Origin of the sequence: Streptomyces mexicanus (genome assembly GCF_902506575.1) — a bacterium.
Taxonomy (GTDB): Bacteria; Actinomycetota; Actinomycetes; order Streptomycetales; family Streptomycetaceae; genus Streptomyces; species Streptomyces mexicanus.
Genome location: NZ_LR732544.1, coordinates 4,034,898 through 4,059,461, shown reverse-complemented (window position 1 = coordinate 4,059,461; position 24,564 = coordinate 4,034,898). Strand labels below are relative to the sequence as shown.

Sequence of the window (24,564 nt, the reverse complement as noted above, 5' to 3'; positions counted from 1 at the left end):
CGGGTGAGGGGGTGCCTGACGGCCGGTCAGCCCTGCGGGCCGCTGTCCGTCATGCCGTGCACGGCCGGGACCGTGCCCAGCCGGCCCTTCTGGAAGTCCTCGAAGGCCTGCATGAGTTCTTCCTTGGTGTTCATCACGAACGGGCCGTAGTGGGCCATGGGCTCGCGGATCGGCCGGCCGCCGAGCAGGACGACCTCCAGGTCCGGCGTGCGGGAGTCCTGCTTGTCGTCCGCGCGGACGGTCAGCGAGGAACCGGCGCCGAACACGGCGGCCTGCCCGAGGCGGATCGGCCGGCGCTCGGCACCGACCGTCCCCTTGCCCGCCAGCACGTACGCCAGGCCGTTGAAGTCCTCCCGCCAGGGCAGGGTGACCTCCGCGCCCGGCGCGAGGGTGGCGTGGATCATCGTGATCGGCGTGTGCGTGACGCCGGGACCCTTGTGGCCGTCCAGCTCGCCGGCGATGACGCGCAGCAGCGCGCCGCCGTCGGGCGAGGTGAGCAGCTGGACGCTGCCGCCGCGGATGTCCTGGTAGCGAGGCGCCATCATCTTGTCCTTGGCGGGCAGGTTCACCCACAGCTGCAGCCCGTGGAACAGGCCGCCGGACATGACCAGGGACTCCGGCGGCGCCTCGATGTGCAGCAGGCCGCTGCCCGCCGTCATCCACTGGGTGTCGCCGTTGGTGATGGTGCCACCGCCGCCGTTGCTGTCCTGGTGGTCGAAGACGCCGTCGATGATGTAGGTGACGGTCTCGAAGCCGCGGTGGGGGTGCCAGGGGGTGCCCTTCGGCTCGCCGGGCGCGTACTCCACCTCACCCATCTGGTCCATCATGATGAACGGGTCGAGGTGGCGGTAGTTGATCCCGGCGAACGCGCGGCGCACCGGGAAGCCCTCGCCCTCGAAACCGCTGGGCGCGGTGGTGACGGTGAGCACGGGCCGTGCCACGGCGTCGGCGGGCGCGGCCACGCGGGGCAGCGCCAGCGGGTTCTCGACGGTCACTGCAGGCATGTCGGTACCTCCTTGTGCGGCGTACGCCCACTCTAGTTGAGCGTTCAACTTTCTGCCAGCTCCAACACGAAGAGCCCGGAGGGCATTCCCTCCGGGCTCCTCGAGTCCCGTCCGCTTCCGGGCGGCCGGGCGACAGTGCGTCGCGCCGCCGCTCACCGGGCGGCCGGGCGGCGGTGCGTCGCGTCGCCGTTCAGCCGTACATGCGGCGCATGGCGAAGTCGACCATCTGCTCGACGGCCTTGGCGTCGAAGACGATCCGGTGCTCGCCCTCCATGTCGAGCACGAAGCCGTACCCCGTGGGCAGCAGGTCGATCACCTCCGCGCCGGTGATCACGAAGTACTTCGACTCCTTGCCGGCGTACCGGCGCAGCTCCTTGAGCGAGGTGAACATCGGGATCACCGGCTGCTGGGTGTTGTGCAGCGCGAGGAAGCCCGGGGTGTCCCCGCGGGGGCAGTAGACCTTCGAGGTGGCGAAGATCTGCTGGAAGTCCTCGGCGGACATCTGGCCGGTGGTGAAGGCACGCACCGCGTCCGCGAGCGAGGGCGGCGACGGCTCGGGATACAGCGGCTGCTGCTGCCCGTAACCGCCCGCCATCCCCCCCGCCATACCGCCCGGCATCTGCTCCTGCGACGACGCGTACTGCTGCGACGCGCCCCCGTCCATCGGCTGGCCGTATCCGTACATGCGGCAAGCGTACCGACGCACCCGCGGCCGCAGGGCCCGGACGGAGCGCACCGGCCGCGGCCCGGGCCGAGCACACCGGCCGCGACCCGGGCGACCCGCCCCGGCCTTCCTCGGCACCGCACCTCTTACAGACGTTGCACCGCGGCTCTTACAGACGCGTCACAGACAGGCCGCCAGGGGTTGCTTCTTATTACCGACGGGTAGCATCATCGGAGTCGGCTAGTAGCTACTAGTTGGTATGCGAACCAGTTGCGAGGAGTCAGTGCCTCGCCGAGTCCTCTTCTGATGGAGCCGTCGCCATGGGGCACTACAAGTCGAATCTCCGCGACATCGAGTTCAACCTCTTCGAGGTACTGGGACGCGACAAGGTCTACGGCACCGGACCCTTCGAGGAGATGGACGTCGAGACCGCCAAGAGCGTCCTGGAGGAGCTGACCCGCCTCTCCGAGAACGAGCTGGCCGCGTCCTTCGCCGACGCCGACCGCAACCCGCCGGTCTTCGACCCCGAGACCCACACCGCGCCGATCCCCGAGTCCTTCAAGAAGAGCTACCAGGCCTTCATGGACTCCGAGTACTGGCGCCTCGGCCTGCCCGAGCAGATCGGCGGCACCACCGCGCCCCGCTCCCTGATCTGGGCCTACGCCGAGCTGGTCCTGGGCGCCAACCCGGCCGTGTGGATGTACTCCTCCGGCCCGGCGTTCGCCGGCATCCTCTTCGAGGAGGGCAACGAGGTCCAGAAGCACATCGCCAAGATCGCCGTGGAGAAGCAGTGGGGCTCCACCATGGTCCTCACCGAGCCCGACGCGGGCTCCGACGTGGGCGCCGGCCGCACCAAGGCGATCCAGCAGGAGGACGGCTCCTGGCACATCGAGGGTGTGAAGCGCTTCATCACCTCCGGTGAGCACGACATGTCGGAGAACATCCTCCACTACGTGCTCGCGCGTCCCGAGGGCGCCGGCCCCGGCACCAAGGGCCTGTCCCTCTTCCTCGTGCCGAAGTACCTGTTCGACTTCGAGACCGGTGAGCTGGGCGAGCGCAACGGCGTCTACGCCACCAACGTCGAGCACAAGATGGGCCTGAAGGTCTCCAACACCTGCGAGATGACCTTCGGCGACAAGCACCCCGCCAAGGGCTGGCTGATCGGCGACAAGCACGACGGCATCCGCCAGATGTTCCGCATCATCGAGTTCGCCCGCATGATGGTCGGCACGAAGGCGATCTCCACGCTGTCCACCGGCTACCTCAACGCGCTGGAGTACGCCAAGGAGCGCGTCCAGGGCCCGGACCTGGCGAACTTCATGGACAAGACCGCGCCGAAGGTCACCATCACCCACCACCCCGACGTGCGCCGCTCGCTGATGACGCAGAAGGCGTACGCGGAGGGCATGCGCGCCCTGGTGATGTACACCGCCTCCATCCAGGACGCCATCCAGGTCAAGGAGGCGAACGGCGAGGACGCCTCCGCCGAGCACGCCCTGAACGACCTGCTGCTGCCCATCGTCAAGGGCTACGGCTCCGAGAAGGCCTACGAGCAGCTCGCCCAGTCGCTGCAGACCTTCGGCGGCTCCGGCTTCCTGCAGGAGTACCCGATCGAGCAGTACATCCGGGACTCCAAGATCGACACCCTGTACGAGGGCACCACCGCGATCCAGGGCCAGGACTTCTTCTTCCGGAAGATCGTCCGCAACCAGGGCGCCGCGCTGAACTCCCTCGCCGAGGACATCAAGAAGTTCCTGGAGCTGGGCACCGGCGGCGAGGAGCTGGCCGCCGCCCGCGAGCACCTCGCCAAGGCCGTTGTGGAGCTGGAGGCGATCGTCGGCGTGATGCTGACCGACCTCGCCGCCACCGAGCAGGACACCAAGAACATCTACAAGGTGGGCCTGAACACCACCCGCCTGCTGCTGGCCTCCGGTGACGTGGTCGTCGGCTACCTGCTGCTCAAGGGGGCGGCGATCGCCGCCGAGAAGCTGCAGACGGCCTCCGCCAAGGACAAGGCGTTCTACCAGGGCAAGATCGCGGCGGCGAAGTTCTTCGCGGCCAACGTCCTGCCGGGCGTCACCCTGGCCCGCAAGGTGTCGCAGAACGTCGACCTGGACCTGATGGAGCTGGACGAGTCCGCCTTCTGATCTCAGGCCCCGGCACTGCTTCCATGGGTCCGCTCCCGCGTCCGGGAGCGGACCCATGCGGCGTCGTTAAGGTGAAGCCATGAGCACACGCCGGCCCTTCGACCGCGGCCACACCGACGATCTGATGTCCTTCCTGGCGGCGAGCCCGTCGCCGTACCACGCCGTGGCGAACGCGGCCGAACGGCTCCAGAAGGCCGGTTTCCGCCAGGTCGCCGAGACGGACGCGTGGGACGGCGGCAGCGGCGGCAAGTACGTCCTGCGCGGCGGTGCGATCATCGCCTGGTACGTCCCCGAGGGCGCCGCCCCGCACACGCCGTTCCGCATCGTCGGGGCGCACACCGACTCGCCGAACCTGCGGGTCAAGCCGCTGCCCGACACCGGGGCGCACGGCTGGCGCCAGGTCGCCGTGGAGATCTACGGCGGCCCGCTGATGAACTCCTGGCTGGACCGCGACCTGGGCCTGGCCGGCCGGCTCACCCTGCGGGACGGCACCACCCACCTGGTGAACGTCGACCGCCCGCTGCTGCGCGTCCCCCAGCTGGCCATCCACCTGGACCGCTCGGTGTCCACCGAGGGCCTCAAACTCGACAAGCAGCGCCACCTGCAGCCAGTGTGGGGCCTGGGCGACGACGTGCGCGACGGCGACCTGATCGCCTTCCTGGAGCAGGAGTGCGGGCTCGCGGCGGGCTCGGTGGCCGGCTGGGACCTCATGACGCACTCCGTGGAAGCCCCCGCCTACCTGGGCCGGGACCGCGAACTGGTGGCCGGCCCGCGCATGGACAACCTGCTGTCCGTGCACGCCGGCACGGCGGCGCTGGCGGCCGTGGCGACCGGCGAGCAGGCCGCCGGCCTGCCGTACATCCCCGTCCTGGCCGCCTTCGACCACGAGGAGAACGGCTCCCAGTCCGACACCGGAGCCGACGGCCCGCTGCTCGGATCCGTGCTGGAGCGCTCGGTGTTCGCGCGCGGCGGCTCCTACGAGGACCGGGCGCGCGCCTTCGCCGGCACCGTGTGCCTGTCCTCCGACACCGGCCACGCCGTGCATCCCAACTACGCCGAGCGGCACGACCCGACGCACCACCCGCGCGCGGGCGGCGGCCCCATCCTCAAGGTCAACGTCAACAACCGCTACGCCACGGACGGTTCGGGCCGGGCGGTGTTCGCGGCGGCCTGCGAGAAGGCCGGCGTGCCCTTCCAGTCCTTCGTCTCCCACAACTCCATGCCGTGCGGCACGACCATCGGCCCGATCACCGCGGCCCGCCACGGCATCCGGACCGTCGACATCGGCGTGGCCATCCTGTCCATGCACAGCGCCCGCGAACTGTGCGCCGCCGACGACCCGTTCCTGCTGGCGAACGCCCTGACGGCGTTCCTGGAGGACTAGGGCCTGTCCGGCGGATCACGTCGCAGGGAACTCACGGCGACTGATCTGCCCAGGTGAGCGGGGCATGGTGCGTCCCTGTGCAAGGCGGAGGATGGAGTCGACGCGGAGCGTCGGGGACTGACGACAACGCCGCAGAGGGGCGTGCCAGGCCCCGCGTCTGCGGCATGATCCGCCGGACAGGCCCTCGCGACGACGTCGAACCCCCTTGTGCCGCATGGGGGTTGACAACCGGGGTACTCGCCTGTCCGGACCGGATGGACCGGACCGGACAGGGAGGCGACACTCATGGGCCTCGGCGGATGCATCATCCTCATCGCCGTGGGAGCCATCCTCACGTTCGCGACCGACTGGCACATGAAGGGGGTCAACCTCGACGTGGTCGGGGTCATCCTGATGGTCGTCGGGCTGATCGGCGTGACGACGTTCAGCAGCATCGCCCGGCGGCGCCGCACGGTCGTGCCGCCCGCGACGACCGTCGTCGAAGAGGAACGGCACCACCACCACACGCACGACGGCTACACCGACGGGTACGGCGTCTGAGCGGACGCCGCACCCCTCGGTGCCGCCGGTACCGGCGCGCCGCCTCAGGCGTCCAGGCCGGCCAGTACCAGCGGCAGCCGGTCCGCCGCCCCTTCCGTGAGGCGGACCGGGACGCCCCAGTCCTGCTGGTGGACGTGGCAGGCCGGGTATTCGTTGGCCGGGTCGTCGTCGCAGCTCGCGGCCATCGCGGAGACGTGCAGGACGCCTTCGGTGACAGCCGGGTTCAGCTCCAGGTCACGGGCCAGGTCCGTGCCCGCGCCCTCGCCCTTCAGCAGCAGCTCGGGCGGGGTGGCGGAGACCAGCAGCCGGGTGGACGGCCCGTACCGCGTGTCCAGTTTCTGGCCCGCCGGGGCCTGGAAGATCACGTCCAGGTGGAGCCGGCCGGGGGCGACCTCGGTGGCGGCGCGCTGGGTGCGGTGGGCGACGGCCTCCACGCGGACCGCCTCCTCCGGCAGCCGCAGCCGGGTCAGCCGGTGCCGCGCCGACTCCACCACCACGATGTCCTCGCCCGCCAGCACCGCGTCGCTGGGCTCGCGCAGATCCGTGGCCAGCGTGGTGACCTCGCCGGTGGCGGGGTCGTAGCGGCGCAGGGCGTGGTTGTAGGTGTCGGCGACCGCCACCGAGCCGTCGGGCAGGGCCGTGACGCCCAGCGGGTGCTGGAACAGCGCCTGTCCGGCCGCCCCGTCGCGGTGGCCGAAGTCGAACAGGCCGGTGCCGACGGCGGTGTGGACCTGCCCGTCGGGGTCCACCCAGCGCAGGGCGCTCGTCTCGGAGTCGGCCAGCCACAGGCGGTCCTCGGTGGCCGCCAGCCCGGACGGCTGGGCGAACCAGGCCTGCTCGCCCGGCCCGTCGACCAGCCCCTCGTTGGTGGTGCCGGCGGCGACGGACACCCGGCCGTCGGCCGGGTCGTACGTCCACAGCTGGTGCACGCCCGCCATGGCGATCCAGACCCTGCCCCGCCACCAGGCCACGTCCCACGGCGAGGACAGGCTCACCTCGCGCGCCGGACCGTCGGTCGCCTCGCCCTGCATCCACTGCCGGCCCGTGCCCGCGAGCGTGGTGACCTCGCCGGTGGCCGGGTCCAGGCGGCGCAGCGCGTGGTTGACGGTGTCGGCGACGACCACCGCACCGTCGTCGAGCAGCGCCAGGCCCTGCGGCTCGTTGAACGTGGCGGCCTCGGGTCCGCCGTCGGTGAAGCCGCGCTCGCCGGAGCCGATCCGGCGCACCACGCTCTCGCCGTCCTCGGCCAGCTCCACCAGCTGGTGCCGGGTGGTGTCGCTGACCAGGAAGGTGCCCGAGGGCAGCCGCAGCGCCTTGCCCGGGAAGCGCAGGGTGGTCGGCTCCGGCTCCGGCGGCACGTACGGCCCGTCGCCGCGCCGCAGGGTGCCCTTGGCCGCGTGCTCGGCCTCCAGCTCCTCCACCAGCTTCTCGATGGCGTGCGCGTGGCCCTCGCCCGCGTGCTGGGCGACGACGTAGCCCTCGGGGTCGATGACGACGAGCGTCGGCCAGGCCCGCACCGCGTACTGCTTCCACGTGGCCAGCTCGGGGTCGTCCAGCACCGGGTGCTCCACCCCGTAGCGCTCCACGGCGTCCACGACCGCCTGGTGCTCCGCCTCGTGCACGAACTTCGGCGAGTGCACGCCGATGATCACGAGCGTGTCCCGGTGCTTGGCCTCCAGCTCTCTCAGCTCGTCCAGGACGTGCAGGCAGTTGATGCAGCAGAAGGTCCAGAAGTCGAGCACGACGATGCGGCCGCGCAGGTCGGCGAGGGTGTACTGCCTGCCGCCCGTGTTCAGCCAGCCGCCCTTGCCGATCAGCTCGGGGGCGCGGACGCGCGCGCGTCGGGGGGCCGGGGCCGGGGACGGCGGGGGCCAGGGGGGGGACGGCGGGCCGGGCGGGGGGGCGGTGCGGGGGAGGCGGGTCCGGTAGTCGATCAGGGGGGCGGCGAGCCGGTGTTGTGCCGCGGTCAGGCGGCGGGGCCGGCCGCCGAGGTCGCCGAGGTCGGTCAAGAGTGCCACCCGCCACTGACAACCGGTCCGGCGGGCACCCGGCCGGGCCACGCCCGCGCGCGGCCCGGCCCCGGGACGCGCGGGTCAGCTCTCCGGGGCGGCCCTGCCCGGGCGCGGGGGTCAGTCCGTCGGAGTAGCGGGGGTGGCCCGTCGGGCTGTCGGTGGCGGCCCCACGGGCTACCGGCGGCGTGCCCGGCCGCGCGCCGGGGAAGCCGTCACGGCATGAGATTCCTCGTACGCGACCGCATCCTCGGCATCGGCGACGACTACTGGATCGAGGACGAGCACGGCACCAAGGTCTTCCTCGTCGACGGCAAGGCGATGCGGCTGCGCGACACCTTCGAGCTGAAGGACGCCCAGGGGCGGGTCCTGATCGACATCCACCAGAAGATGTTCTCGCTGCGCGACACCATGGTGATCGAGCGGGACGGCCAGGCCCTGGCGAAGATCCGGCGCAAGCGGCTGTCGCTGCTGCGCAACCACTACCGGGTGTCCCTGGTGGACGGCACCGAGCTGGACGTCAGCGGCAAGATCCTCGACCGGGAGTTCGCCGTCGAGTACGACGGGGAGCTGCTGGCGGTGATCTCCCGGCGGTGGCTGAGCGTCGTGGACACCTACGGCGTGGACGTCGTACGGGACGACGCGGACCCGGCGCTGCTCATCGCCGTGGCGGTGTGCGTGATCCACCTGGCGGAGAAGGAGCGGGACGAGGCGTAGCCGGGCGGCCGGCCGCTCAGCGGCGGGGGCGGTCCAGTCCCAGGACCCGGTCCTTCAGGGCCGGGAACTGCTCGCGGGTGGTCGCCACCCGGCCCGGGTCGAAGTCGACCGTGAGGACCTCCTCGTCGTGGCCCGCCTCGGCCAGCACCTCGCCCCACGGATCGACCACGATCGAGTGACCCGCCTGGGGAACCCCGGCGTGCGTCCCGGCCGTTCCACACGCGAGCACGAACGCCTGGTCCTCCACCGCCCGCGCCCGGGCCAGCAGCGTCCAGTGCGCCCGCCGGCGCTCGGGCCAGCCGGCCGGGACGACGAGGGTCTGGGCCCCCGCGTCGACCAGCGCCCGGAAGAGTTCGGGGAAACGGAGGTCGTAGCAGGTGGCCAGGCCCAGGGTGGTGTCGGGCAGCGCGAGGGTCACCGGGGTGTCGCCCGCGCCCATCAGCACGGCCTCGCCCTTGTCGAAGCCGAAGCGGTGGATCTTGCGGTACGCGGCGGCCAGGTCGCCGTCCGGGGAGAAGACCAGGGAGGTGTTGTAGAGGGTGCCCTGCCCGTCCCGCTCGGGGATCGAGCCGGCGTGCAGCCACACGCCCGCCTCGCTCGCCGCCTTGGCCATCACCTCGTACGTCGGCCCCTGAAGCGGCTCGGCGTGGTCGGCGAACCGCTCGAAGGCGAAGGCCCCGGTGGTCCACAGCTCGGGCAGGACGACGAGGTCGGAGCCGGACTGCTCACGGACCAGCGCGGCCACCCGCCGCCGTCGCGCGTCGACCGGTTCGTCCTCGTCCACAGCGATCTGGATCAGCGAGGCGCGCACACTACCACCGTCCTGGCCATCGAGTTGTCCCGGCGGGCCTACGATCGTCACACGAAAGCACTGCCGGGGTGCCTCACAGCAGCGTAACTTGGGGGTCCCCCCTGCTCGTAGCGGAGCGAGAGCCTGGGGGACCTGCGAGTTGTCCGCCGAAGCAGCCACCACCCGCTGGCAATGCCACAACCTGCCCGTGTACCGACCGCCGAGGGGTCCCGTTCCGTGAGTCTGCATCCCACCCTCCAGCCCTACGCCGATGCCTGGACCCACTCCGTCGAAGCGATATCCGAGCTGGTGCAGACGCTCGTGGAGGGCGAGTGGAACCGGCGTACCCCGTGCCCCGGCTGGTCGGTGCGTGACGTGGTCTCGCACGTCATCGGCCTGGACTGCGAGGCGCTGGGGGACCCGCGGCCGATCCACGCCCTGCCCCGCGACCTGTTCCACGTCACCAACGACCACCAGCGCTACATGGAGATGCAGGTCGACGTCCGCCGCCACCACACGGCGCCGGAGATGACGTCGGAGCTGGAGTACACGATCATCCGCCGCACCCGGCAGCTGCGGAACGAGTCCCGCGACCCGGGGACGAAGGTGCGCGGCCCGCTCGGCGCGGAGCTCACGCTCGAAGAGGCCATGCGCTACCGGGCGTTCGACATCTGGGTGCACGAACAGGATCTGCGCACCGCCCTCGGCCGGCCCGGCAACCTGGACTCGCCCGGCGCCCACGTCGCCCGCGACTACCTGCTGGATGCGCTGCCGGGCGTGGTCGCCGAGCGGACGGACGCGCCGCGCAGTTCGGCGATCGTCTTCGACGTGCACGGGCCGGTGGAGTTCCTGCGCACGGTCCGCATCGACATCCAGGGCCGGGCCACGCTGGAGACCGCGCCCGCGCTGGGCCCGGCCGCGGCCCTCAGCCTCGACTGGGAGACCTACGTCCGCCTGGCCTGCGGCCGGGTGAGCCCGGAGGCCGTGGCGGACCGGGTGAAGACGGAGGGCGACACGGACCTGGCGGCGGCGATCCTGCGGAACTTCACGGTGACGCAGTAGCAGTCGGCAGACGCGGCGCCACCGCCGCGGGGCCGCTGAGGACGCCCCCGCCGCGGGCCGCTGAAGACGGATGCGAACGGCCGGGAACGGCCCGGGACGGCAGGGAACGGCCCGCGACGGCAGGGGCCCGGCCTGGGGCGACCGAGCGGGCCGACGGCGTCCGGCTACGCCGGCACGTGGACCGTCTCCACCCGGCTCGCCACCAGCCGCTCCCGCTCCCTGCGCGCCGCCCGCCTGCGCAGGCGCAGGATCTGGCTGATGCCGAGCGCCTGGAGGACGAACACGGCGCAGAAGGCGGCCCGGTAGTCGTCCCCGGTCGCGTCCAGCAGCACCCCGATCGCGAACAGCGTCGTCATCGAGGCGATGAAACCGCCCATGTTGGTGATGCCGGAGGCGGTGCCCTGACGTTCCGCCGGGTTCGCCGGGCGCGCGAAGTCGAAGCCGATCATCGAGGCCGGGCCGCAGGCGCCGAGCACCACGCACAACACCACCAGCAGCCACATCGGCGCCCGCTGTCCGGGCCACGCGAGCGTCGCCGCCCACATGCCCGCGGTCGCCGTGACCGTGCCCAGGGCGAGCGGCAGCCGGGCCGTGTGGTGGCGGGCGACGATCTGCCCGTAGACGAGGCCGACGGCCATGTTGGACAGCACGACGAGCGTGAGCAGGTCCCCGGCCGTCCCCCGGGACAGGCCCTGCGCCTGCACCAGGAACGGCATCCCCCACAGCAGCAGGAACACCATCGCCGGGAACTGGGTGGTGAAGTGCACCCACATGCCGAGTCGGGTCCCCGGCTCCCGCCAGGCCGCGGCGATCTGCCGGCGCACGTACGCGGCGCCCTGGTGCGGCAGCGGCGCGGGCTCGTGCCCCTCGGGGTGGTCCTTCAGGAAGAGCAGCAGCAGGACGAACACCACCGCACCGGCCAGCGCGCTGCCCGCGAAGGCCGCCGTCCAGCCCACCGAGTGCAGCAGCCGGGCCAGCACCAGCGTGGAGACCAGGTTCCCCGCCATGCCGACCAGGCCGGCCAGCTGGGCCACCAGCGGCCCGCGCCGCGCGGGGAACCACCGGCTGCCCAGCCGCAGCACGCTGATGAACGTCATGGCGTCCCCGCAGCCGAGCAGCGCGCGGGAGAGCAGCGCGGTGCCGTACGACGGGGAGAAGGCGAAGCCGATCTGGCCCGCCGTGAAGAGCACGGCGCCCAGGCCCAGCACCTTCTTGGTGCCGAGCCGGTCGACCAGCAGGCCGACGGGTATCTGCATGCCCGCGTAGACGAGCAGTTGCAGGATCGAGAAGGTGGACAGTGCGGAGGCGCCCACGTGGAAGCGGTCGGCCGCGTCGAGGCCGGCGACGCCCAGCGATGTGCGGAAGATGACGGCGACGAAGTAGACGGCGACGCCGATGCCCCACACGACGACGGCCCGGCGGCCGCCGGGGGGATCGCCGGGCAGGGAGACGGACGCCGTGGAGCCGGAAGCGGACCTCATCGCACCTCACCTCGGGCCAGGTTCGAGAACCAGCTGACGTGCCGGTGGACGATGCCGACGGCGGCGTCGGCGTCCCCGGTGCGCAGGGCGTTCAGGATCTCCTCGTGTTCGGTCAGGGTCTTGGCGATCCGGTCGGGGTGGGCGTGCATGACGGCCACGCCCATGCGCAACTGCCGGTCGCGCAGCTGGTCGTAGAGGCGGGAGAGGATCTCGTTGCCCGCGGCGCGCACGATCTCGGCGTGGAAGCAGCGGTCGGAGACGGCGGCCCCGGCCAGGTCGCCGGCGGCGGCCTGCTGCTTCTGCCGCTCCAGCAGTTCCTCCAGCCGCTGGATGAGCCCGGGCGGGGCGGGGACGGCCTTTCTCGCCGCGTGTTCCTCCACCAGCTGCCGGGTCTCGACGACGTCGGCGATCTCCTGGGCGGAGACCGGCAGGACGAGCGCTCCCTTCTTCGGGTAGAGCTTGAGCAGCCCCTCGACCTCCAGCCGCAGCAGCGCCTCTCGCACCGGCGTGCGGGAGACGCCGACGGCCTCCGCCAGTTCGCCCTCGGTCAGCAGGGTGCCGCCTTCGTAACGGCGGTCCAGGACGGCTTGTTTGACGTGCGCGTACACGCGGTCGGCGGCGGGGGGCTGCTTCACGGCCAGGCTCATGCCCACAGGATAGATACAACACGTACGCATAGCGTGACGCGTCCACCATGCGGACGTCCCGATCGGGCGGAGAATTCACCCCCGCACCGGCACAACCAACTGTGCTAATGACGAGTCACACAGGTGCGGCCCCACTCTGTGGGCACTCCACGTGGGTACTCAACTCGGCCGCACCATAGGGGCATTCGACATAATCGGGGTATCTCACTTGAAAACCGGCATCCAGGCCACCCGTCGCCTCCGCAGAGCCACCGCCGTCTCCTTGACCGCCGGTGCGGTGCTCGCCACCGGAGCCCTCACCGCGGTTCCGGCGCAGGCCGTCACCGCGCCGTCCATCGTGGCCAAGGGCGGTTACGCGATGAACAACGCGAACAGCTCCACGCTGTTCACGAAGAGCGCGGACACGCGACTGTCCACCGGCTCCACCACCAAGATCATGACGGCGAAGGTGGTGCTCGCCCAGCCCAAGCTCAACCTCGACGCCAAGGTCACCATCCAGAAGGCGTACAGCGACTACGTCGTGAAGAACAACGCCTCCCAGGCCCACCTGATCGTGGGTGACAAGGTGACGGTCCGCCAGCTGCTGTACGGCCTGATGCTGCCCTCGGGCTGTGACGCCGCCTACGCGCTGGCCGACAAGTTCGGCTCCGGCACGACGCGGGACGCGCGCGTGAAGAGCTTCATCGGCAAGATGAACAGCGCCGCCAAGAGCCTCGGCCTGAAGAACACGCACTTCGACTCGTTCGACGGCATCGGCAACGGCAACAACTACTCGACGCCGCGCGACCTGACGAAGATCGCCAGCAGCGCGATGAAGAACTCCGTCTTCCGCACGATCGTCAAGACGAAGTCGTACCAGGCCAAGACCATCACCAAGACCGGCAGCGTCCGCACGATGGGCACCTGGACGAACACCAACACGCTGCTCGGCAGCTACAAGGGCGCCATCGGCGTGAAGACCGGCTCGGGCCCGCAGGCCAAGTACTGCCTGGTCTTCGCCGCCACCCGCGGCACCAAGACCGTCATCGGCACGGTCCTGGCCTCCTCGTCCGTCAACCAGCGCGCCACCGACGCCACCAAGATCCTCAACTACGGCTTCGCCCGCCTGGGCTGACGCCGAGCGACACAGCGAAGGGCCTGCCACCGCGCGGTGGCAGGCCCTTCGGTGGTGTCTGCGGCGCTCAGGCCCAGGTGATCAGCCGCTTGGGCTGTTCCAGGATGGCGGCCACGTCCGCCAGGACCTTGGAGCCCAGTTCGCCGTCGACCAGGCGGTGGTCGAAGCTCAGCGCCAGGGTGGTGACCTGGCGGGGCTTCACCTTGCCCTTGTGGACCCACGGCTGGAGCTTGATCGCGCCGACCGCGAGGATCGCCGACTCGCCGGGGTTGAGGATCGGCGTGCCCGTGTCGACGCCGAAGACGCCGACGTTGGTGATGGTGATCGTGCCGCCCTGCATCGCGGCGGGGGACGTCCTGCCCTCGCGGGCGGTGGTCACCAGCTCACCGAGGGCCTCCGCGAGCTGCGGGAGCGTCTTGGCGTGGGCGTCCTTGATGTTCGGCACGATCAGGCCGCGCGGTGTGGCGGCGGCGATGCCCAGGTTGACGTAGTGCTTGAGCACGATCTCCTGGTTGGCCTCGTCCCAGGACGCGTTGATGTCGGGGTTGCGCTTGACGGCGACCAGCAGGGCCTTGGCGATCAGCAGCAGCGGGTTCACCCGCAGCCCCTGGAACTCCTTGTCCTGCTTCAGCTCCTCGACGAGCTTCATCGTGCGCGTCACGTCCACCGTCACGAACTCCGTGACGTGCGGGGCCGTGAACGCCGAGCCGACCATCGCCGCCGCCGTCGCCTTGCGCACGCCCTTGACGGGGACGCGGGTCTCGCGCGCGCCGTCGTAGGTCACGGCGGGCGCGGGGACGGCGGGTGCCGGGGTGGCCGCCGCCGGGGCGGCGGGTGCGGGGGCGACGGGTGCCTGGGCCGGCTGCGCTGCGGGGGCGGCCGTCCTCGCCGCCACCGCCGCGTGCACGTCCTCGCGCGTGATGATGCCGTCCGGGCCGGACGGGACCACCGTCGCCAGGTCCACGCCCAGGTCCTTGGCCAGCTTGCGCACCGGCGGCTTGGCCAGCGGCCGGCCCGTGCCGACGGCATCGGTGACGACGGCGGGCGCGGGCTGCGCGGCGTGGCCGTTCAGTTCCGTCTGGAGGGCCGTGCCGGCCTGCTCGGGCTCGGCCGCGGCGCCCTTGCGGGGACGGCGCTTGGTGGCCGATGTGGACACGCCGTAGCCCACCAGGACCGGCTGGCGGCCCTGCGGCTTCGGCTCCTCGGCCTGCCCGGCCGGCTCCGGCTCGGCGGCCGGGGCCTGCGCCGGGACCTCGGCCGGGGCGCCGCCCGCCACCTCCACCGCGATGATGGGCGTGCCCACGTCCACCGTGGTGCCCTCGGGGAAGTGCAGCTCGCGGACCACGCCGTCGTAGGGGATCGGCAGTTCCACGGCGGCCTTGGCGGTCTCGACCTCGCAGACCACCTGGCCGTCGGTGACGGTGTCCCCCGGCTGGACGTACCACTTGAGGATCTCGGCCTCGGTCAGGCCCTCACCGACATCCGGCATCTTGAACTCGCGCACCGATGCCACGGACGCTTCGGTCATCGTCGTCACGAACCTCTCCCTCAGTACGCCAGCGAGCGGTCGACGGCGTCGAGCACGCGATCCAGGTCCGGCAGGTAGGCCTCCTCCAGGCGCGCCGGCGGATACGGCGCGTGGTAGCCGCCGACCCGCAGGACCGGCGCCTCCAGGTGGTAGAAGCAGCGCTCGGTGATCCGGGCGGCGATCTCCGCGCCGGAGCCGAAGAACACCGGGGCCTCGTGCACCACGACCAGGCGGCCGGTCTTCTCCACCGAGGCCTGCACGGAGTCGAAGTCGATCGGGGAGACCGACCGCAGGTCCAGGACCTCCAGGGACTTGCCCTCCTCGGCGGCCGCGGCGGCCACCTCGTGGCACAGCTTCACCATCGGGCCGTAGGCCGCCAGGGTCACGTCGGTGCCCTCGCGGACGACCTGGGCCTTGTGCAGCGGGGCGGGGATGGCCTCGAAGTCGACCTCGCCCTTGTCCCAGTAGCGCCGCTTGGGCTCGAAGTAGATCACCGGGTCGTCGCTCTGGATGGCCTGCTGCATCATCCAGTAGGCGTCCGAGGCGTTGGAGGGAGAGACGATCTTCAGGCCCGCCACGTGGGCGAACAGGGCCTCCGGCGACTCCGAGTGGTGCTCCACCGCGCCGATGCCGCCGCCGTAGGGGATGCGGACGACGACCGGCAGCTTGACCTTGCCCAGGGAGCGGGCGTGCATCTTCGCCAGCTGCGTGACGATCTGGTCGTACGCCGGGAAGACGAAACCGTCGAACTGGATCTCGACCACCGGGCGGTAGCCGCGCAGCGCGAGGCCGATCGCCGTGCCGACGATGCCGGACTCGGCGAGCGGGGTGTCGATGACGCGGCTGTCGCCGAAGTCCTTCTGCAGGCCGTCCGTCACCCGGAACACGCCGCCCAGCTTGCCGACGTCCTCACCCATGATCAGGACCTTGGGGTCCGCGTCCAGGGCGCGGCGCAGCGACTCGTTGATCGCCTTGGCCAGGGCCATCTTCTCCGCAGCCATGCTCAGACCCCCTCTGCGTCCGCGAACGACGCCTGGTAGGCGGCGAACTGGGCGCGCTCCTCGTCGACGAGCGCGTGCCCGTCCGCGTACACGTTCTCGAAGATGGCGAAGTGGTCCGGGTCGGGCATGGCGCGGACCGCTTCGCGTACTCGTTTGCCCAACGCTTCGCTCTCCGCCTCGAGTTCCGCGAAGAATCCCTCGTCCGCGTGGTGTGCGGCCTCCAGGTGGCGGCGAAGGCGCAGGATCGGGTCCTTCGCCTCCCAGGCCAGGCGCTCCTCGTCGCCCCGGTAGCGGGTGGGGTCGTCGGAGGTGGTGTGGGCGCCCATGCGGTACGTGTACGCCTCGACCAGGGTGGGGCCCTCGCCGGCGCGGGCGCGCTCCAGGGCCCACTTGGTCACGGCGAGGCAGGCCAGGACGTCGTTGCCGTCGACGCGCACGCCCGGGAAGCCGTAGCCCTGCGCGCGCTGGTAGAGCGGCACGCGGGTCTGCTTCTCGGTCGGCTCGGAGATCGCCCACTGGTTGTTCTGGCAGAAGAAGACGACCGGGGCGTTGTAGACCGCGGAGAAGGTGAACGACTCCGCCACGTCGCCCTGGCTGGAGGCGCCGTCACCGAAGTAGGCGATGACCGCGGAGTCGGCGCCGTCCTTGGCGACGCCCATGGCGTAGCCGGTGGCGTGCAGCGTCTGGGAGCCGATGACGATCGTGTACAGGTGGAAGTTGTTGCTGTTCGGGTCCCAGCCGCCGTTGTTCACACCGCGGAACATGCCGAGCAGGTTCGTCGGGTCCACCCCGCGGCACCAGGCGACGCCGTGCTCGCGGTAGGTGGGGAAGACGTAGTCGTCGTCGTTCAGGGCCCGGCCGGAGCCGATCTGGGCGGCCTCCTGGCCCAGCAGCGAGGCCCACAGGCCCAGCTCGCCCTGGCGCTGCAGGGCGGTGGCCTCGGCGTCGAAGCGGCGCGTGAGCACCATGTCGCGGTACAGGCCGCGCAGCTCTTCCGGGGTGATGCCGGCGACGTAGCGGTCGTACTCGGCGTTCTTGACGCGCTGCCCCTCCGGGGTCAGCAGCTGCACCAACTGAGGGTCGGCGGCGCTCGCCGTGCCGGAGCCCTTCTTGGTGGTCGTGCGGGTGGTGCGCTTGGTACCGGTGGTGCCGGCTGCCTTGGTGCCGGTCGTCCCGGCCTTGCTCCCGGCGCTGCGTCGCGGTGTACGCGCGGCAGTCCTCTCCACGGTCACGTGTGCTCCTCCGTCGGTCCGGCCCCCGGGGTTGCCGGTAGGCCTGGGAATCCCCCTGCTCGTTGGAGCGTGGGGGAGGCTCACCTCTTCTCGACCACCGGGCACGGGGTGGGTGCCACTCGGCCGGGAACAGGCGTGACAGGTGCCCCGGCGAGCGCCCTGCAGCAGCCACGTTACCCAGTGCTGCACATTTCTGGGAAACCCCTCCTGACCTGCGTGTTTCCTTGGATTTCCAAGTATTTTCGCTCGGACGTCCAACTACTTCGCCGGTCGATCGGTGCAGCCGCTGGTCACAGCCCTGCGGGGGGCCGGAACACCGGCACGGTATCCCGGTCCCCCCTGCCTCGGGAAGGGGTTCGCGAGCGGCCGGAACTGGTCTTGACGGGTGAGGCCGGCCGAGGGTCGGCGAGCCGTGTCCGCGGGGTCCGCGCGCCCTCGCCCGGCGACCTGCCGTGACCGAAAGCGACCACTGCCGACTGTGTGTGACAAGCCCCAGCTCACGGCCCTGTTCCGTGCCCTAGCATCTGCCGCGTGCCGCGCTCATGTGTACCACCCCCTGTGCCCCATGCGCCCCCTTTGAGGGCCTTGTTGCGCCAGTACGCCGCCGGGTCCGCCCTCACGTGCGAGCCGGTCGACCAGGGACTGCTCAACCGCGGCTACCGGCTGTGCACCACGCGCGGCCGGTACTTCCTCAAGCACCACTTCGACCCGGACACCGCCGACCCCGCGGCCATCGCCCGCCGCCACCGGGCCACCCAGCGCCTGGCCGACCTGGGCGTCCCGGTGGCACCCGCGCTGCCCGGCCTCGACGGACGCACCGTCGCCGTCGTCGGCGGCCACGCCTACGCGCTGTACCCCTGGATCGACGGCCGGCACCGCCACGGCGGCCAGCTCACCACCGGCCAGTGCGCCCGCCTGGGAGCGCTGCTGGGCGCCGTGCACGCCTGCCTGGAGCGCGTCATGCCGCCCAAGGCGCGCACCCGGCCCGCCACGAGCCCCCATCCGGTCGAGAGCGCCGATCCGGCCGACACCTTCTCCCTGATCGACGATCTGCTGGGGCAGGTCCGGCGCCACCGCCCCTTCGACGCGTTCGACGCGCTGGCCCGCCACCGGCTGCTGGAGCGGCGCACGCTGCTGGAGCAGCACGCCGACCGGCGTCCTCCGCCCGGTGGCCCGGTGGGCTGGGTGCACGGCGACTTCCACCCGTTCAACCTGCTGTACAAGGGGGACTCCCCCGCCGCGATCGTCGACTGGGACCGGCTCGGGGTCCAGCCGCGCGCGGAGGAGGCCGTACGCGCCGCCGCGATCTTCTTCGTACGGCCCGCGGGCACCCTGGACCTGCCGAAGATCAAGGCGTACGCGCGTGCGTACCGGCGGGCGGCCGGCGTCACGCCCTCCGAACTCGCCGCGGCCGTGCACCGCGTGTGGTGGGAACGTCTGAACGATTTCTGGATGCTGCGCTGGCACTACGAGCGCGGCGACCGGCGCGCGGATCCGCAGTTCCCGGCCGCCTCGGCGCTCGTGGTGTGGTGGACACGGGAGTACGAGGCGGTGTGCGGGGCGTTCGCGGACTGATCGCTCCGGGCGGGGGCACGGCCCTCCGGTGCGGCACGCGCGCGGGGTGGCGTGACGGGCCGCACGCGCGCGTGGTGGCTCGACGGGCCGACCGCGCGCGGGGAGCCTCATCGGCCCGCACGCGCGCGGGGAGGGTGATCAGCCGGTCGTGCCGCCGTTGAGGGGCCCGGTGACGCTGCCCGTGTCCGAGCCGCCGTTGCCGCTGCCACCGTCGTTCGTGCCCGTGCCGCCGTCGCCACTGGTGCCCGTACCGGCATTGGCACCGCCGTTGTCCCCGCCGCCGTCGCCGCTGCCGCCCCCGCTCGTGTCCGGCGAGGAGGGCTGCGTCGAGGGAGTCGGCGGCTGCTCGGTGGTCGGCGGGTTGGACTGCTGGTCCGTCGCCGAGTCGGACGGCGTCCACGACGGCCGCTGCGACGGCGTCCAGCCCCAGCCCGAGCCACCGCTCGACCCGCTGCCGTTGTCCGTGTCCGTGTCCGACGGCTCGCTCGACGACTGGTCGCTCGGGCTGGAACTGGGCTGTTCGTCCTTGGTGGAGTGGGTGCTCGTCGGCGACTGGGTGGTCTTGGTGCCGCCGCCGTCGCCGTCGCTGGTGTTGTGCAGGGCCAGCGCCACGCCCGCGGCGATGGCGACGACCGCGAGCACGGCGAGGATCCACAGCTTGCCGCGGCCGCCGCCACGGTTGCCGTGGCCCTCGAAGCCGCCGTCGTCGCCGTTGCCGTACCCGGCGGGCAGGATCGGCTGCGGGATCTGCTGGGTGCCCGATGCGGAACCGGTGGCTCCGGGATGCGGCATGACGGTGGTGCCCGTGAAGCCGGCCGCCGCCGTGCCGCGGCCGTCGTGCGTCTCCACCGGGCCGGTGCTCCAGGTGCCGGTGTGGCCGCCCTGCTCGTAGAGCATCTGCAGGGCGTACTGCACCAGGCCGCGCATCTCCTCGGCGGTCTGGAAGCGGTCGTCGGGCTCCTTGGCGAGCGAGCGCATGACCAGGCCGTCCAGCTCCGGCGGGCAGGAGCCGTCAGCGATCTGGGACGGCGGCACCGGCGGGTCCTGGACGTGCTGGTAGACCACCGACAGCGGGGTCTCGCCGACGAACGGCGGGCGCAGCGCGAGCAGTTCGTACAGCAGGCAGCCGGTCGCGTACAGGTCGGAACGGTGGTCGACGGCCTTGCCGAGCGCCTGCTCCGGGGAGAGGTACTGCGGGGTGCCCATGACCATGCCGGTCTGCGTCATCGTCGTGGACGCCCCGTGCAGGGCGCGGGCGATGCCGAAGTCCATCACCTTCACCGCGCCGTTGTCGGTGATGATGACGTTGGCCGGCTTGATGTCGCGGTGCACGATGCCGTGCTGGTGGGAGTAGGCGAGGGCCTCCAGCACACCGGAGACGATGATCAGCGCCTGCTCGGGGCCCGGCGCCTCGGCGTTGAGCAGCAGGTCGCGGATGGTGCGGCCCTCGACCAGCTCCATCACGATGTACGGCACGGACTGGCCGCCGACGACGTCCTCGCCGGAGTCGTACACGGCGACGATCGCGTGGTGGTTGAGGCCGGCCACGGACTGGGCCTCGCGCGTGAAGCGGGCCTTGGAGACAGGGTCCTCGGCCAGGTCGGCGCGCAGCAGCTTGACCGCCACCGTCCGGCCCAGACGCACGTCCTCGGCGGCGAACACCTCGGCCATGCCGCCCCGCCCGAGCCGGTGGGTCAGCCGGTACCGGCCGTCCCCGACCAGGCCGCCGTTGCCCCATGTCTCCGGCGCGTCCGACGTGCCGCCGCCGGACGCCTCGGGATCGGACGGGCCCTGGGCGCGCTGCGTCTGTGCCATCAGTCCTCGCCGTCATGTGTGCCCGCGGTGTGCGGTGTTGTTACGGTCTCCGTCGGCCACGCTACAGGTTCCGAGCGAGCCGCCGGTCCAGCTTCACTGCGGGAACCGGTCCAGGACGGGACCGGTCATCAAACCTCCTGCGGCCGTCCCCGTGCAAATTCCGTGTACCGGCCGTACGACCGCTGTAACGCTTCCGCGACGCTTCCTTCGCGTACGGTCACGGAACGGGCACCGAACTTGACGTGTCAGTGCCCTCGGGCAGACTTGGCCGGGAATAACACATTCGATCAACGAGATCCGGACAGGCGGTCAGGTCAGGTCCGGTCCCGCAACCGGTCGACGGACAGCCGATCGCCCGAGCCCAGCAGCCGCACCGCAGCCGCTGGCCCGGCGCGCGCCTATGGGGGACGCAGAAGATGAGCCAGGACGGCGCACAGGGCCGGTTCGCGGGGCGGGCGCTGGCCGGTGGCCGCTACCAGCTGCGCGACGTGCTCGGCCAGGGCGGCATGGCCTCGGTGCACCTCGCCTACGACTCCGTGCTCGACCGGCAGGTCGCGATCAAGACCCTCCACACCGAGCTGGGCCGGGAGCAGGCCTTCCGCGAGCGGTTCCGCCGCGAGGCCCAGGCCGTGGCGAAGCTCACGCACACCAACATCGTCTCGGTCTTCGACACCGGCGAGGACGACGTGGACGGCATGACCACGCCGTACATCGTCATGGAGTACATCGAGGGCCGCCCGCTGGGCTCGGTGCTCGAGGCGGACATCCAGCAGTACGGCGCGATGCCCGCCGACAAGGCCCTGAAGATCACTGCTGACGTGCTGGCGGCGCTGGAGATCAGCCACGAGATGGGCCTGGTCCACCGCGACATCAAGCCGGGCAACGTGATGATGACCAAGCGCGGCGTGGTCAAGGTCATGGACTTCGGCATCGCCCGCGCCATGCAGTCCGGTGTCACGTCGATGACCCAGACCGGCATGGTGGTCGGCACCCCCCAGTACCTCTCCCCGGAGCAGGCCCTCGGCCGCGGCGTGGACGCGCGCTCCGACCTGTACTCGGTCGGCATCATGCTGTTCCAGCTCGTCACCGGGCGGCTGCCGTTCGACGCGGACTCGCCGCTGGCCATCGCCTACGCGCATGTGCAGGAGGAGCCGGTGGCGCCCTCCTCGATCAACCGCTCCCTGCCCCCGGCGGTGGACGCGCTGGTCGCCCGCGCGCTGAAGAAGAACCCCAACGAACGCTTCCCGAACGCCGTGGCCATGCGCGACGAGTGCCTGCGCGTGGCCGCCTCCTTCCAGCCGGCCCCGCCCAGCATCGTCCCGGGTGCCCAGACGCCGAGCGGCGCGGGCGTGGGCTCCGCGGTCTTCCCGCCGGTCGAGGCCACCCCGCCGCCCGTGGGCCACGTGCAGACGCCGTACCAGCCGGCCCCGCCGGCACAGCAGCAGCCGTACGGCACCCCGCCGCCGTCGGCGCCCGCGCCGGCGTACGGCTACCCGCACCAGAGCGGCTACCCGGGCCCCTCGGCGTACGCGCCGCAGCAGGCGCCGCAGGCACCGGCGTACCACGTCCCCTCCCCACCGCCCGCCGCCTCGGGGGCCTCCGGCTCCGCGGGGGGCGGCAGGAGCAGCAAGGCGGTGGTCATCGGGTCGGCCGTGGTCGCCGTCGTCGCGGTCGGCGGTCTGATCACCGCGCTGCTGATGAGCGGGGGCAGCGGGGACGACGCCAAGGGCGGATCGGGCACCGGCAGCCCCAGCGTGTCGGCGTCCGGCCACCGGGCGGGCTACCGCGGCCCGGACCCGTCGAAGACCATCGACAAGTCGGAGTGCACCGAGCCGCAGGAGTCGCTCAACGACCCCAAGATGGTGCAGATGCCCGACTTCACCTTCAAGAACTGGGACTCGGTGCTCGCCTGCCTGCAGGCCGCGGGATGGACCTACTCCAAGCGGTCCGTGGACGAGAACACCTACGGTGAGGGCACGGTCATGCGGCAGTCGCCGACGGCCGACACGGACTTCGACCCGAAGAACCCCCCGCAGATCCAGTTCGACATCTCGTCGGGCAACCCGCCGGAGTAGGACGGGCAACCCGCCGGAGCAGGCGGGCAACCCATCGGAGCAGGCGCGCGATCCGCCGGGCAGACGGGCGATTCCGGAGCAGGCGGGCGGTCCGCCGGGGGAACGCCTGCGTCCGCGCCGGCAGGCAGTGGTGGGCGGCAGGCGGTGATGTGCGCGAGGCAGCGGTTCAGGCAGCGGTGTGGGTGGCGCGCTGTGCGCCACCCACACGGTGTCCTGTCCCGGACCCGTCCCGCACGGGCCCGTGTCCTACAGGTACGGGCCGCCCGATCGGCCGCCGGTGCGGTGTTCGTCGCCGCCGTCGTGGGCGATGCCCGACGGCAGCGCGCGGCGCATCTGCTCCAACTGGGCGCGGGCCGCCATCTGCTGGGCGAACAGGGTCGTCTGGATCCCGTGGAAGAGGCCCTCCAGCCAGCCGACCAACTGGGCCTGTGCGATCCGCAGTTCCGCGTCGCTGGGGGTCTGCTCGTCGGTGAACGGCAGGGAGAGCCGCTCCAGTTCCTCGACCAGCTCCGGCGCCAGCCCGTCCTCCAGCTCCTTCACCGAGCTGGCGTGGATCTCCTTGAGCCGGACCCGGCTGGCCTCGTCCAGAGGAGCGGCGCGCACCTCTTCGAGAAGCTGCTTGATCATGCTGCCGATGCGCATGACCTTCGCAGGCTGCTCCACCTGCTCCGTCACCGGGGTCTCACGGGACTCGTCGTCCCCGCCGCCGAGCGCCATGCCGTCCTGGCCCACGACCAGGATCTGCGGATTCTCCGGCGACCGTTCGTTCCTCGGCATCTCCATGCGGCCCATTCTCTCGCACCCGACCCTTTCCCTTCTGGGTGCCCCCTGCGGACGGTGATCCACCGCGTGCGGGCGGATGACCCGGGAGAGGGCTTCCCTCCGGCGGCGGAGTCCGAAGTGCCCGGGGCCACCCGCCGTGTGAGGGTTGTTCCATCGAGTCACTGACCGGGCACCGTGAGGGGGTCCCCGATGACTCCACGGCTGCGTGTCGCCCCTGGTGCGACAGGGGTGCTGATCGCGCTGGGAGTGGCCCTCCTGCCCGGCGGCTCCGTCCCGGCGTACGGCGCCGCGGCCAGGCCGTCCTCCTCCGCCTGGGCCGCGGGGCACGACGCCGCGACGACGCCCGCGGCCTCCCCCTCGTCCCCCTCGGCCGCGGGCTCCCACGCGTCCCCGTCCCACGCACCCGCCGCGCCCGAGGGGACCGGCTCCCCAGGCGCCGGGTCGTCGGCAGCATGGTCGGGCGCCGGGTCCTCGGATGCCGTGCCCCCGGGGGCCGAGTCTTCCGCAGGCCGAGGCGCGGGCACCGGAATCTCGCAGGCCGGAGCAGCGGAGGTGGCGCCGGAGGCGGGGGCCTCCGGGGCCGCTCCCTCCGCCGGCCCTTCCTCCCCCTCGCCGCCCACCGCCGATCCCTCGCGGGCCGGGCGCCTGCACGGCGAGGGACGGCACCGGCCGGGTCGGCCGCACCGCCCGGACGGGCACGGGGAGGACGACGACACCGGACCGGACGAGCACGGGAACCGTCCTGACGGCCCGGACGCCGACGCGGGGAACGGTTCCCCGACCGGCTCCCCGCCCGCACCGGACCCCTCGGCGCCGTCCGAGGCCGCCGCTCGTCCGTCGTCCGAGTCCCCGGGCACGTCCGCGGCGCGGGATCCCGCGTCCGGCCCCGTCGTCCAGCTCCTGCCGCTGGGCGGCGGCCTGGTGCTCATCGGGCTCGGCCTGGGCCTGGTCTTCGTCGCCCTGCGGATGCGCAGGTCCTAGGTTTCCCGCTCCTGC

Annotated in this window: 20 protein-coding genes; 9 read left to right on the top strand and 11 right to left on the bottom strand. The window is 72.0% G+C overall.

Annotation, left to right across the window (positions count from 1 at the left end):
• Nucleotides 1-26 precede the first annotated feature (26 nt).
• Together GV126_RS18160 and GV126_RS18155 are read right to left on the bottom strand one after the other, a co-directional pair.
• The gene (locus GV126_RS18160; RefSeq protein WP_159667933.1) at nucleotides 27-1,004 is read right to left on the bottom strand and encodes a pirin family protein; all 978 of its coding nucleotides are present in this window, start codon (nucleotides 1,002-1,004) and stop codon (nucleotides 27-29) included.
• 190 nt (nucleotides 1,005-1,194) lie between these two features.
• Nucleotides 1,195-1,689, bottom strand: a complete 495-nt coding sequence (locus tag GV126_RS18155) for an SseB family protein (RefSeq protein ID WP_028421182.1) — start codon at nucleotides 1,687-1,689, stop codon at nucleotides 1,195-1,197.
• Between the two features lie 299 nt (nucleotides 1,690-1,988).
• Between GV126_RS18155 and GV126_RS18150 the strand changes: the two genes are divergently transcribed.
• The 3 genes from GV126_RS18150 (at nucleotide 1,989) to GV126_RS18140 (ending at nucleotide 5,739) form a co-directional block, all read left to right on the top strand.
• On the top strand, nucleotides 1,989-3,815 hold the full coding sequence (locus tag GV126_RS18150; RefSeq protein WP_159667930.1) for an acyl-CoA dehydrogenase: 1,827 nt from the start codon (nucleotides 1,989-1,991) through the stop codon (nucleotides 3,813-3,815).
• Nucleotides 3,816-3,894: 79 nt separating this feature from the next.
• Entirely contained in the window at nucleotides 3,895-5,199 is a 1,305-nt protein-coding gene (locus GV126_RS18145; protein WP_159667927.1) for a M18 family aminopeptidase, read from the top strand.
• 285 nt (nucleotides 5,200-5,484) lie between these two features.
• Nucleotides 5,485-5,739: a DUF6458 family protein gene (locus tag GV126_RS18140; RefSeq protein ID WP_028421185.1), complete on the top strand. Its 255-nt coding sequence runs from the start codon at nucleotides 5,485-5,487 to the stop codon at nucleotides 5,737-5,739.
• A 44-nt stretch (nucleotides 5,740-5,783) separates the two neighbouring features.
• Here GV126_RS18140 and GV126_RS18135 read toward each other — a convergent pair whose 3' ends face one another.
• Entirely contained in the window at nucleotides 5,784-7,556 is a 1,773-nt protein-coding gene (locus tag GV126_RS18135; RefSeq protein WP_159673867.1) for an NHL domain-containing thioredoxin family protein, read from the bottom strand.
• 414 nt (nucleotides 7,557-7,970) lie between these two features.
• Between GV126_RS18135 and GV126_RS18130 the strand changes: the two genes are divergently transcribed.
• On the top strand, nucleotides 7,971-8,465 hold the full coding sequence (locus GV126_RS18130; protein ID WP_159667924.1) for an LURP-one-related/scramblase family protein: 495 nt from the start codon (nucleotides 7,971-7,973) through the stop codon (nucleotides 8,463-8,465).
• 16 nt (nucleotides 8,466-8,481) lie between these two features.
• On the opposite strand, the gene GV126_RS18125 is transcribed toward GV126_RS18130, so the two are convergent.
• Nucleotides 8,482-9,276, bottom strand: coding sequence for a carbon-nitrogen family hydrolase (locus tag GV126_RS18125; protein ID WP_159667921.1), 795 nt, complete (start codon nucleotides 9,274-9,276; stop codon nucleotides 8,482-8,484).
• Nucleotides 9,277-9,492: 216 nt separating this feature from the next.
• Between GV126_RS18125 and GV126_RS18120 the strand changes: the two genes are divergently transcribed.
• A complete protein-coding gene (locus tag GV126_RS18120; protein ID WP_159667918.1) occupies nucleotides 9,493-10,317 on the top strand; it encodes a maleylpyruvate isomerase family mycothiol-dependent enzyme in 825 nt (274 codons plus the stop codon).
• 164 nt (nucleotides 10,318-10,481) lie between these two features.
• On the opposite strand, the gene GV126_RS18115 is transcribed toward GV126_RS18120, so the two are convergent.
• Together GV126_RS18115 and GV126_RS18110 are read right to left on the bottom strand one after the other, a co-directional pair.
• The gene (locus GV126_RS18115) at nucleotides 10,482-11,798 is read right to left on the bottom strand and encodes an MFS transporter (protein ID WP_159667915.1); all 1,317 of its coding nucleotides are present in this window, start codon (nucleotides 11,796-11,798) and stop codon (nucleotides 10,482-10,484) included.
• On the bottom strand, nucleotides 11,795-12,445 hold the full coding sequence (locus GV126_RS18110) for a GntR family transcriptional regulator (RefSeq protein WP_159667912.1): 651 nt from the start codon (nucleotides 12,443-12,445) through the stop codon (nucleotides 11,795-11,797). The genes GV126_RS18115 and GV126_RS18110 overlap by 4 nt, the downstream gene beginning before the upstream one ends.
• A gap of 208 nt (nucleotides 12,446-12,653) precedes the next feature.
• Between GV126_RS18110 and GV126_RS18105 the strand changes: the two genes are divergently transcribed.
• Nucleotides 12,654-13,559, top strand: a complete 906-nt coding sequence (locus GV126_RS18105; RefSeq protein ID WP_159667910.1) for a D-alanyl-D-alanine carboxypeptidase family protein — start codon at nucleotides 12,654-12,656, stop codon at nucleotides 13,557-13,559.
• A gap of 67 nt (nucleotides 13,560-13,626) precedes the next feature.
• On the opposite strand, the gene GV126_RS18100 is transcribed toward GV126_RS18105, so the two are convergent.
• From GV126_RS18100 to pdhA, 3 genes are read right to left on the bottom strand one after another with little or no spacing between them, the layout of a single operon-like run.
• Nucleotides 13,627-15,096: a dihydrolipoamide acetyltransferase family protein gene (locus GV126_RS18100; RefSeq protein WP_159667907.1), complete on the bottom strand. Its 1,470-nt coding sequence runs from the start codon at nucleotides 15,094-15,096 to the stop codon at nucleotides 13,627-13,629.
• Nucleotides 15,097-15,107: 11 nt separating this feature from the next.
• Nucleotides 15,108-16,088: an alpha-ketoacid dehydrogenase subunit beta gene (locus GV126_RS18095; protein ID WP_159667904.1), complete on the bottom strand. Its 981-nt coding sequence runs from the start codon at nucleotides 16,086-16,088 to the stop codon at nucleotides 15,108-15,110.
• A gap of 2 nt (nucleotides 16,089-16,090) precedes the next feature.
• Entirely contained in the window at nucleotides 16,091-17,320 is a 1,230-nt protein-coding gene (gene pdhA, locus GV126_RS18090) for a pyruvate dehydrogenase (acetyl-transferring) E1 component subunit alpha (protein ID WP_159667901.1), read from the bottom strand.
• 558 nt (nucleotides 17,321-17,878) lie between these two features.
• On the opposite strand from pdhA, the gene GV126_RS18085 reads away from it, so the two are divergent.
• Nucleotides 17,879-18,895: a phosphotransferase enzyme family protein gene (locus tag GV126_RS18085; RefSeq protein WP_185947337.1), complete on the top strand. Its 1,017-nt coding sequence runs from the start codon at nucleotides 17,879-17,881 to the stop codon at nucleotides 18,893-18,895.
• Nucleotides 18,896-19,033: 138 nt separating this feature from the next.
• On the opposite strand, the gene GV126_RS18080 is transcribed toward GV126_RS18085, so the two are convergent.
• Nucleotides 19,034-20,710 carry a protein kinase domain-containing protein gene (locus tag GV126_RS18080; protein WP_159667895.1) on the bottom strand — a complete coding sequence of 559 codons (1,677 nt, stop codon included), beginning with the start codon at nucleotides 20,708-20,710 and terminating at the stop codon, nucleotides 19,034-19,036.
• Nucleotides 20,711-21,126: 416 nt separating this feature from the next.
• On the opposite strand from GV126_RS18080, the gene GV126_RS18075 reads away from it, so the two are divergent.
• Nucleotides 21,127-22,785 carry a protein kinase domain-containing protein gene (locus GV126_RS18075; protein ID WP_159667892.1) on the top strand — a complete coding sequence of 553 codons (1,659 nt, stop codon included), beginning with the start codon at nucleotides 21,127-21,129 and terminating at the stop codon, nucleotides 22,783-22,785.
• 246 nt (nucleotides 22,786-23,031) lie between these two features.
• Here the strand turns inward: GV126_RS18075 and GV126_RS18070 are convergent, their stop codons facing one another.
• Nucleotides 23,032-23,568 carry a bacterial proteasome activator family protein gene (locus GV126_RS18070; RefSeq protein WP_159667890.1) on the bottom strand — a complete coding sequence of 179 codons (537 nt, stop codon included), beginning with the start codon at nucleotides 23,566-23,568 and terminating at the stop codon, nucleotides 23,032-23,034.
• Between the two features lie 552 nt (nucleotides 23,569-24,120).
• Between GV126_RS18070 and GV126_RS18065 the strand changes: the two genes are divergently transcribed.
• Nucleotides 24,121-24,549, top strand: coding sequence for a hypothetical protein (locus GV126_RS18065; protein ID WP_159667887.1), 429 nt, complete (start codon nucleotides 24,121-24,123; stop codon nucleotides 24,547-24,549).
• Nucleotides 24,550-24,564: the final 15 nt, after the last annotated feature.